The sequence below is a fragment of the Caldisericum sp. genome, assembly GCA_022759145.1.
Classification (GTDB): Bacteria; Caldisericota; Caldisericia; order Caldisericales; family Caldisericaceae; genus Caldisericum.
The window spans coordinates 1-9405 of record JAEMPV010000074.1 but is presented as its reverse complement, the minus strand read 5'-3'; the positions used below and the strand labels follow the sequence as shown (position 1 = coordinate 9405).

Below are 9405 nucleotides of genomic sequence, written 5' to 3'. Positions count from 1 at the left end.
TTCTAAAAACCCAGCCTCTTTTATGTGGATTTCTTCTATTTTCCCTGGTGCAATTGGAACAAAAGCGCTTTTTCCTTCTCCCAAAATTGCAAAGGAACCAAAAGGGTCTATTCTTTTTGATGGGTAAAGTGGTGCAGGTATCGTCGAAAGTCCAATATTTTTTAATTGGGAAGTTGTTGTAAAAACTGCGATGATATCTTCTGGATGTAAGATTGCTTTTGATGCAATAAATTGCTCTTTAGAAAATACTGCATCAACAAGAGCAAAGTCCAGCTTATTATTGTATTGAATCTCGAGTATTTTTTCTCTTTTGAGCAAGTCATTGCATTTAACTTTTAACAAAAGATAGGAGATTACAGCAAGCGCTGCTGTTGTGGATTCCATCATTATAGGAAATGCATTATTTGTTCCTGTTGATAGGGGAAGAACAGGTATTGGGTTTTCTAAGTTCAGTCCTTTTACAAATGCTCTGCTTGTTCCATCTCCCCCTACAACAATTGCTATATCAACAAGTCCGTTCAAAAATCTTGCGCTATTTTCAGTATCGCTTTCTTCGAATGTATATGCAATAGGTATGGGAATTAATTTACATTTTGTTAGTTTGAATTTTTTTGAGGCTCTTTCCACAATGCCAAACGAATCTCTTAAAAAATAAATTTCGTCAACTCCAAAAAAGTTAAAGATGGAAAGCATCCTTTCAACAATGTTAACTTTTTCTTCATTACTGAAGACTGATGCTTTTGATGTTATCCTTCTTATATCTTTTCCTGATTGTGGGTTCGCAACAATTGCAATCTTTCTCATAGTGAAATTATAAAGAAAAATTTACTATTTTGCAAAAAGTGTATTTTGTTGTAAAATTTTTTTATGGAAGGCAGGATAAAGGAAAAATTTTTTACAGTTTCAAAAGAAGATCTTGAAAGAAGAAAGGAACTTTATTCAGACTATATCAGTGTCTTAAAAGAAGTTTTTTCGCATTTCTCAAAAGAAACACCTATTACTGTTTCCTTTATCGATAAAGATGGAGTAGTGATATATTCTGTTGGCAATGAAAAAGACCCTGTTATATTTGAAGGAATGATATTTAATGAGGAACTTGGGAAAACCGCGATAAGAACGGCAATTAATGAGTTAAGACCGGTTGAAATAAAAGGAAGTGAACATACTCATCCTATGTTCTATGATTGGTCTTGTTGCGCTGTTCCAATTTTTGAAGAGGACGGTCTTGTGGGTGTTCTAAGCATTTCTACTCGAAGTGTACATTATCCCAAATTTATACTTGAACTTGCAAAACTTATGGCGAACAATATTTCAAAGCAAGTTCTTCTTGAGAGGGCAATAAAAGAAATCAATCTTTCTAAAGAATTTATCAAGGTTTTTGCGGAGGGTTACAAGGATGGAGTTCTTATTCTCGATAAATATGCAAATGTGGTTTATATAAATTCAACTGGCGCTTCAATTCTAAGAATTAATCGTGAAGAAGCAATTGGAAGGAATGTAACAGAGATTGTTGATTTCACTCCTGTTATACTTGAGGTTTTCAGGACACACCAGGGATATGTTGATAGAGAATTTATTATTGAAAGCCCATCAAGAGGAACGCTACATTTTATTAAGACGGCAGTTGTGTTAAAGGATAATGATGGTAATTTTGCAGGTGTTGTTGACTTCTTTAGAGAAATTGATAAAGTTAGAAAATTTGTTACCTCTTTTATAGGTGCAGAAGCACGTTTTACTTTTGATGACATAAAAGGCAAAAGCCAAAAACTACTTGAGGCAATAAGAATAGCAAATATTGCTGCTCATTCGAACGCTTCGGTTCTCATAACAGGGGAAACAGGCACAGGGAAGGAAATGTTTGCACAGGCAATTCATTTTGCATCTTCAAGATCCAAAGGTCCTTTCGTTGCAATTAATTGTTCTGCAATACCCCAGGAACTTGCAGAAAGTGAGTTTTTCGGGTATGTTGGCGGTTCTTTTACTGATGCCGACAAAAAAGGACGGCCTGGAAAATTTGAACTTGCAAACGGTGGGACTCTATTCCTAGATGAGGTTGGAGATTTGCCGCTTTCTCTTCAGCCCAAGATTCTTAGAGCGCTTGAGGATAAAGTAATCACAAGAGTTGGTGGTACAAAGTCAGTAAAGGTAGATGTGCGAGTAATTGCCGCAACCAACAAGAATCTTGAAGAACTTGTAGAAAAAGGTCTTTTTAGAAGGGACCTCTTCTATAGGCTCAATGTAATTCAGATAAGTATTCCACCATTACGAGATCGGCCTGAAGATATAGAAGTCCTCGTTGGGCATTTTATTGAAAGGCTGTCAAAAAGCCTTGGAAAAGAAATTAAAGGTTATGATAGAAGTTTTATCGAACCACTACTTCAGTATCGATTTCCTGGAAATGTCCGGGAACTTCAGAATATTATTGAGCGAGCGATAGTCACCGCAAATATGCCAATACTAACACGATCAAATTTACCGCAAGAATTATTTAAAAATGAAGATGAAGGTTATGTATCTTCTGCTCAATCTTTTGAGGCTTTAAGAAAGCAATACATAGAGCATGTTCTTTTAGAAACAAATTATAACATTTCGGAAACTGCAAGAAGGTTAGGCGTTTCACGTCCAACCCTTTACAGTTTGATAAGAAAATATAGTATTCAAATCCCGTAGTGTAAAATAATATTACATCATTTTACACAACATTGTCAAAAATTTTAACAATATCATTTGTGTTTTTATTTATTTTCCTTAATTTTCTCAGTTTGGCACGATTTTTGCATTTATATGGTGAGGAGCGAAATGAGGTTAAAAAGAGAAGACGATATTCTATTTGTTGTGATTGATCGTGGCGAAGGATTTGTAGGTTGTATGAAAGAAGTTTTACACAGTTCTGTTATGGAGAATGTTGGCGTAGTAATAACTGCTCTTGGAATGGTTAAGAATGCCCAAATTGGCTATGGTTTTTATAAAGACAATAAAGTCGAGTACCAAAAAGCAATCTTTGAAGAACCTCTTGAACTACTTGGTCTTAGTGGTTTCATTATTAAGGATGAAAAGTTACCTCTTCATTTTCATGTTTACCTTGGTGATCCTAATGGTAATGTCGTTGGTGGTCATCTTTTTGATTTCGAGGTATTTACATTTGTTGAAATGGCATTGTTAACGAGTAGTTATCCATTAAAAAGAGTTTTAAAGGATGGCTTGTTTTTAATTGATTTTTAATTTTATATCTTTGAAAGGAGGTAAGATGGAGTTATCAAAAGATTTGTTATTGAAGCTCTACAAAGACATGGTCCGAATAAGGACCTTTGAGCTAAAAGCAGAAGAATTATTCCTGCAGGGAAAACTACCAGGGTTTATTCATCTCTACATTGGAGAAGAAGCTATTGCAGTTGGCGCTATGGCAAACTTGCGTGTTGAGGATTATATAACTTCAACTCACCGTGGGCACGGTCACATGATTGCAAAAGGTGCTTCGATGCGGCGAATGATGGCAGAACTCTATGGTAAAAAGCATGGCTATTGCAAGGGTAAAGGTGGCTCAATGCACATTGCAGATGTGTCAATAGGCGTGCTTGGAGCAAATGGAGAAGTTGGTGGTGGTCTTCCCATTGCAGTAGGTGCCGGGATGGCAATTAAGTTGCAGAAGAAGGACAATGTTGTTGTCTCATTTTTCGGAGACGGTGCATCGAATAGAGGTTCTTTCCACGAGTCTTTGAACTGGGCATCAGTTTTCAAACTTCCTGTTATTTTCTTGAACGAGAATAACCAGTTTGCTTCAACTGAAAGAGTTCAGGAAACAACATCCGTTGAAAACATTGCTGACAGAGCCGTAGGCTATAACATTCCTGGCGTTACAATAGATGGAAACGATGTTCTTGCAGTTTATGAGACAGTAAAGGAAGCTGTTGAAAGAGCGAGAAATGGCGGAGGACCAACTCTTATTGAAGCAAAGACCTATAGGATAAAAGGGCATTTTGTAGGAGATCCGCAACTCTACAGAACAAAAGAAGAAGTTGAAATGAAATGGACAAATGAGCCTATAGGAAGATTTGAAAAAACCCTTTTCGAAGGTGGATTTTTAAATGACAAGGCAAAGGAAGAAATATGGAAAGAGGCACGGGCAGAAGTAGAAGATGCTGTCAAATTTGCAGAAGAAGATGAATATCCTGCACCAGAAGAGGCTCTTGAAGACTTATTTGAAGATAGCACCAATTGTCTTTACTAAGGAGGATATATGAGAGAGATAACATTTTCAGAGGCTCTTGGAGAAGCAATCTTAGAGGAAATGTCAAGAGACCCAACCATTTTTACTTATGGAGAAGACATTGCAAAACAAGGTGGTATTTTTGGTGCTTATAAGCCAATTCTTGGAAAATATCAGGATAGAATAATTGACACCCCAATTTCTGAAGAGGTAATTTTTGGTTCAGCGCTCGGTGCAGCACTTGCAGGAATGAGGCCTGTTGCGGAATTTCATTTTGCAGATTTCCTATTTACTGGTATGGCTGCAATTGCAAATCAGATTATGAAATTTAAGTATATGACAGGAGGACAGGGGAAACTTCATCTAATTTTGAGAGGTCCTGATGGCATTTCTAAATCGGCTGCCGCACAACACTCAGAATCAATCGAAACGATCTTTATGCATATCCCGGGTATAAAAGTAATCATTCCTTCAACGCCTTATGATATGAAAGGGCTATTCAAGACTGCTCTTAAGTCAGACGACCCTGTCATCTGTTTTGAACACAAAATGCTATATGCCAAAAAAGGTCCTGTTCCAGAAGAGGAATACTATATACCTTTTGGGGTTGCAGATGTGAAAAGAGAAGGGCGTGATGTGACTGTTATTGCAACTTCAAGGATGGTCCACGAATCGCTTGCCGCAGCAGAAGAACTTTCAAAAGAAGGCATAAGTGTTGAGGTTGTTGACTTAAGAACGCTTGTTCCATGGGATAAGGAAACTGTATTCAAGTCTGTTAAAAAGACTCACAAAGTTGTAATTGCCCATGAAACATGGAGGAGAGCAGGATGGGGCGCAGAAATTGCCGCAACTATTCAGGAAGAATTATTCGACTATCTTGATGCACCTATAAGAAGGGTAGGTGCAAAAAATGTTCATATTCCTTTCTCTCCGCCTCTGCAGGACTTTGTAGTGCCTGATAGAAAAAGCGTAATTGAAGCGGTAAGGAGTGTGCTGTGATGTTTGAGGTAAGAATGCCCAAATTTGGGCTTTCAATGGAGGAAGGAACAGTAACAAAGTGGTTTAAAAAAGTTGGTGATTTTGTGAAAAAAGGAGAACCTCTTGTAGAAGTTGAATCTGAAAAAATCATTAACGCACTTGAGTCTCCTTATGAAGGCATACTTGTTGAAATAAAAGTTCAGGAAGGAGAAAGTGCAAAAGTTGGTGAAGTTATTGCACTTATTGGAGAAGAAGTTGGCAAAGAAGAAGGAGCTACAAAAGAAGAACCCAAGACAGAAGAAACCTTAATACTTGCATCACCTGCTGCAAAAAGACTTGCAAAGGAATATGGTATAGATCTATCAAAGATAAAAGGGACAGGGCCAAATGGAAGAATTACCGAAAGCGATGTTCTTGCTTACATTGAAACGCAAAGTAAGAATGAAGGACCTAAATCAAGAAAAATACCTTTAGACCCATTAAGGAAAAGAATCATCGATAATCTCGTTAAGTCTTACAGGGATTCTGTTCTTGTTACTAATGTTACTAAAGTTGATGTAACAGAAATAGTTAATTTAAAGAAAGAACTTCCCGAAATTACATTAACTGCCTTTTTTGTTAAGATAGTTTCGTCCGTTTTAAAAGAGTTCCCTCGGTTTAATGCTCATTTTGACGGCTCTGTTATTGAAGAGTTTGACGATGTAAATGTTGGTGTTGCTTTTGATACAGGCGATGGTCTTATTGTCCCCGTTATAAAAGATTCCTATAATAAGTCACTTTTAGAGATTAAAGATACTCTTAACCAAATAAAGGAAAAAGTAAAAAGCAAGTCATTAAGCGTGGATGATCTTTCAAATTCTACTTTTACAATTACAAATCTTGGAATGCTGAGAACAGATTTCTTTACTCCTGTTTTGAATGGAAACGAGGTTGCAATCCTTGGGATAGGAAGAATTGAAGAGATGCCATTAGTTTTTGAAGGAGAAATAAAAATTAGAAGTGTTGCTTATTTTAGCCTTTCTTACGACCACAGGGTAATCGATGGAGCACTTGCTGCAAGGTTCTTGGGTCGCCTTGCCGAAGTGATTGAAAAAGGTAGTTTATTAAAAGAAGTATTAAAAATATAATTTATCAAAGGAGGTAAAGTATGAAGAAATTAGTTGCAGTGTTGTTAGTGGTTGCCATGGTTCTGGGGTTCTTTTCAACGAGAGCCTTGGCAGCAAATGAAGTTGTAATTAAAATGACTGTCGGAAGTAAAGACGCCTTTGTAAATGGAAAGAAAGTAACCCTTGACTCTCCTCCTATTATTGACAATGGCAGGACTCTTGTGCCGTTCAGATTTATTGGAGAATCTATTGGTGCAACAATCTCCTGGGATGCAACGAAGAAGGAAGTAGGTTATGTTTTCGGAGACATTAACCTAAAACTTACTATTGGGTCAAATAAGGCAGTTGTAAATGATGTAATTAATATGCTTGATGTTCCTCCAAAAATTGTTAGTGGCAGAACTCTTGTCCCGGTAAGATTTGTTACAGAGACTCTTGGTGCGAAGGTCGATTGGGATGCAAATACTAAGACTGTTACGGTTACAGCCTCAACTGTTCCTCCAAAGATTACCTTTAAGCCTAAAGCTGAATACACAATGCAGGTAAATGTTGGTCCTGCATTTGATTGGGGTAAGGGTGCTCAAAAGTGGGCAGACCTTGTAAAAGAAAGAACAAACGGCCTTATAAACATAAAGCCGTATTTTGGAAGCTCTCTTCTTGCAGGGAAACAGACAAACTGGTTCCAGGCTGTATCTGAAGGAAGCATCGACTTTGTAATGGATTCAACAATTAACGCATCAGGTGTTGTCCAGTCACTTAACCTGTTCTCTTTGCCGTTCTTTATAAACACTTATGAAAATGTCGATAAAATAGAAAATGGGACTGCAGGTAAGATGATTATAGACCAGATGGAGAAAATGGATGTTATTCACCTTGCCTGGGGAGAAAATGGTTTTAGGGAATTAACTAATAGTAAGAGACCCATAAGGACACCTTCTGATATGAAGGGTCTTAAGTTTAGAGTTGTGGGTTCACCCATATTTATCGATATCTTCAAGACACTCGGTGCAGATGCAGTTTCTATGAACTGGGGCGATGCAGTAACAGCCTTCCAGCAAGGGGCAGTAGATGGTCAGGAAAACCCGTATGGGGTATTGATACCAGTTCAAATATGGCAGTATCACAAATATCTTACAAACTGGAACTATGTAATTGATCCTCTTATACTTGGTGTAAGCAAACAGACTTGGGACAAATTCCCACCATATATCCAAAAAGCAATAAAGGATAGTGCACTTGAAGCAGCAGAGTGGGAAAAGGCTATGGTAAGAAGAGGACTTGATGGATTTACATCGATAAACATATTGAAGAACAAATTTGGCGAAACTCCACAAATTCTCGATATGGTTGGATATGTAAGAAGCAAGGGCATGCAAATTATTGACTTAACGCCTGAGGAAAGACAGGAATTTATTAACGCAACGCAATCTGTTTATGATAAGTGGATTCCAATTATAGGAAGAGATATTTATAACGCAGCCTTGAAAGATATGGGGAAATAGCATCTTGAATGGGGGTGTTCTTATAAGGGCATCCCCTTTTGTTTGAGGAGGTAAAATGAGGAAGTTAAAATTAGAAGAAATACTTGCAATAGTAATTTTGAGCATAATGGCAATTATAGACTTTATAAATGTTCTTAGCAGGTACATTTTCCACATTTCTTTTGCAGCAACTGAAGAGATTACGGTAAACCTATTTGTTTGGCTTACGGTAATTGGTATTGCAATTGCTTTTGAAAGAGGATCTCATCTTGGAATGAATACCGTTTTTGATAAGTTTCCTAAGAGTTTAAAGGCAGTTGCTATAATTATTTCAGGTGTTCTTGCAATTTTCATTTTTGCAATGGTAGACTTTTATGCAATAAAAGATGTCATTAGAGACATGACACTATACCATTCTAGAAGCGAGGCACTAAATATTCCTGTATGGATTTATACAATTGGAACCCCCATTTTCTCTATTTTTGTTTTTAAGAACGTAATTGTTTCAACAATAAAAAATGTGAAGACTTTACTTACGGGGGGTGTAAAATGAGTGCAGCGCTTCTCCTTTTTGGTATTTTTATACTTCTTATAATAATTGGCGCTCCAATTGGAACTGCTATTGGTGCGGCTGGTTTATTTGGTATCCTTAAGTATGACCTTGGCGCAACAATGATATCTAAAAACTTCATAGCAGGAATTTCAAAGTTTCCTCTTGTTGCAATTCCATTTTTTGTGCTTGAAGGAGAGTTACTTGCAAAAGGTGGTCTTGCAAAGAAGATCTCTCATTTTATTACAATCCTTGTAGGAAAAGCAAGGGGCGGTCTTGCAATTGCTGCAGTTGTAACCGCTGCGTTTTGGGGTGCAATATCAGGCTCTGGACCTGCAACTGCTGCTGCAATTGGTCTTATATTTATTCCTTCCATGATTGAACAAGGTTATCCTGATACATTCGCTGCATCCGTTGTTGCTGCTGCAAGTGGTCTTGCAATTATCATCCCGCCGAGCATTGCATTCATTGTTTATGGAAATATAACTGGCGTTTCGATTGGCGCTTTGTTTTTAGGTGGAGTAATCCCGGGTCTTGTTATGATGGGTTTCTTTGTCATCATAACATATGTAATCTCAAGAAAACGAAATTACCATGGAATTCAAGAAAGAGGTAGTGCAAAGGAAATATGGAATGCATTTAAGGAAGCAATCTGGGCAATACTTGCCCCAGTAATTATCCTTGGGTCAATTTATGCAGGTATTGCAACACCAACAGAATCTGCTGTTATATCTGTTTTCTACAGCCTTTTTGTAGGCATTTTTGTCTATAAGAGCCTTAGTAAGAAAGAGATTATAGATTCACTTATAGGAACTGCAGTTACATCTGCAGTTGTAATGTTTGTTGTAACTTTCGCTGGTATTTTCTCAATTGTTGAGTCAAATCTTGGTATTATCGATGCGGCAGGTAATTTTGTTGTTTCTGTTTCAAAAAGTCCCATTGCATTTTTGCTTCTTGTTGATTTAGTCTTGTTTATAGCTGGCTTTTTCCTGGATGCGATTTCAATTCTTTATGTCATTATGCCAATATTCCTTCCTGTTCTTACAGCATTCAAGATTGATCCACTGTTCTTTGGTGTTATGG

Annotated in this window: 9 protein-coding genes; 8 read left to right on the top strand and 1 reads right to left on the bottom strand. The window is 37.3% G+C overall.

Annotated elements, in window-relative coordinates; all coding sequences use genetic code 11:
• The coding region (locus JHC30_05350) for an NAD(+)/NADH kinase (protein ID MCI4463579.1) at nucleotides 1-804 on the bottom strand (804 nt) is incomplete at its 3' end.
• Nucleotides 805-867: 63 nt separating this feature from the next.
• On the opposite strand from JHC30_05350, the gene JHC30_05345 reads away from it, so the two are divergent.
• From JHC30_05345 to JHC30_05310, 8 genes are all read left to right on the top strand, one after another.
• Complete coding sequence (locus tag JHC30_05345; GenBank protein ID MCI4463578.1) at nucleotides 868-2670, top strand: sigma 54-interacting transcriptional regulator; 1803 nt, start codon at nucleotides 868-870, stop codon at nucleotides 2668-2670.
• A 129-nt stretch (nucleotides 2671-2799) separates the two neighbouring features.
• Nucleotides 2800-3222 carry a DUF296 domain-containing protein gene (locus tag JHC30_05340; GenBank protein MCI4463577.1) on the top strand — a complete coding sequence of 141 codons (423 nt, stop codon included), beginning with the start codon at nucleotides 2800-2802 and terminating at the stop codon, nucleotides 3220-3222.
• Between the two features lie 25 nt (nucleotides 3223-3247).
• Nucleotides 3248-4228, top strand: coding sequence for a thiamine pyrophosphate-dependent dehydrogenase E1 component subunit alpha (locus JHC30_05335; GenBank protein MCI4463576.1), 981 nt, complete (start codon nucleotides 3248-3250; stop codon nucleotides 4226-4228).
• 9 nt (nucleotides 4229-4237) lie between these two features.
• Nucleotides 4238-5206, top strand: a complete 969-nt coding sequence (locus JHC30_05330; protein ID MCI4463575.1) for an alpha-ketoacid dehydrogenase subunit beta — start codon at nucleotides 4238-4240, stop codon at nucleotides 5204-5206.
• Nucleotides 5206-6312, top strand: coding sequence for a 2-oxo acid dehydrogenase subunit E2 (locus tag JHC30_05325; GenBank protein ID MCI4463574.1), 1107 nt, complete (start codon nucleotides 5206-5208; stop codon nucleotides 6310-6312). Before JHC30_05330 ends, JHC30_05325 begins: the two co-directional genes overlap by 1 nt.
• Before the next feature lie 20 nt (nucleotides 6313-6332).
• A complete protein-coding gene (locus JHC30_05320) occupies nucleotides 6333-7793 on the top strand; it encodes a DctP family TRAP transporter solute-binding subunit (GenBank protein MCI4463573.1) in 1461 nt (486 codons plus the stop codon).
• Between the two features lie 55 nt (nucleotides 7794-7848).
• On the top strand, nucleotides 7849-8325 hold the full coding sequence (locus tag JHC30_05315; protein MCI4463572.1) for a TRAP transporter small permease: 477 nt from the start codon (nucleotides 7849-7851) through the stop codon (nucleotides 8323-8325).
• Nucleotides 8322-9405, top strand: a 1084-nt coding sequence (locus JHC30_05310) for a TRAP transporter large permease subunit (protein ID MCI4463571.1), incomplete at its 3' end; no start/stop codon positions are given. The genes JHC30_05315 and JHC30_05310, both read left to right, overlap by 4 nt.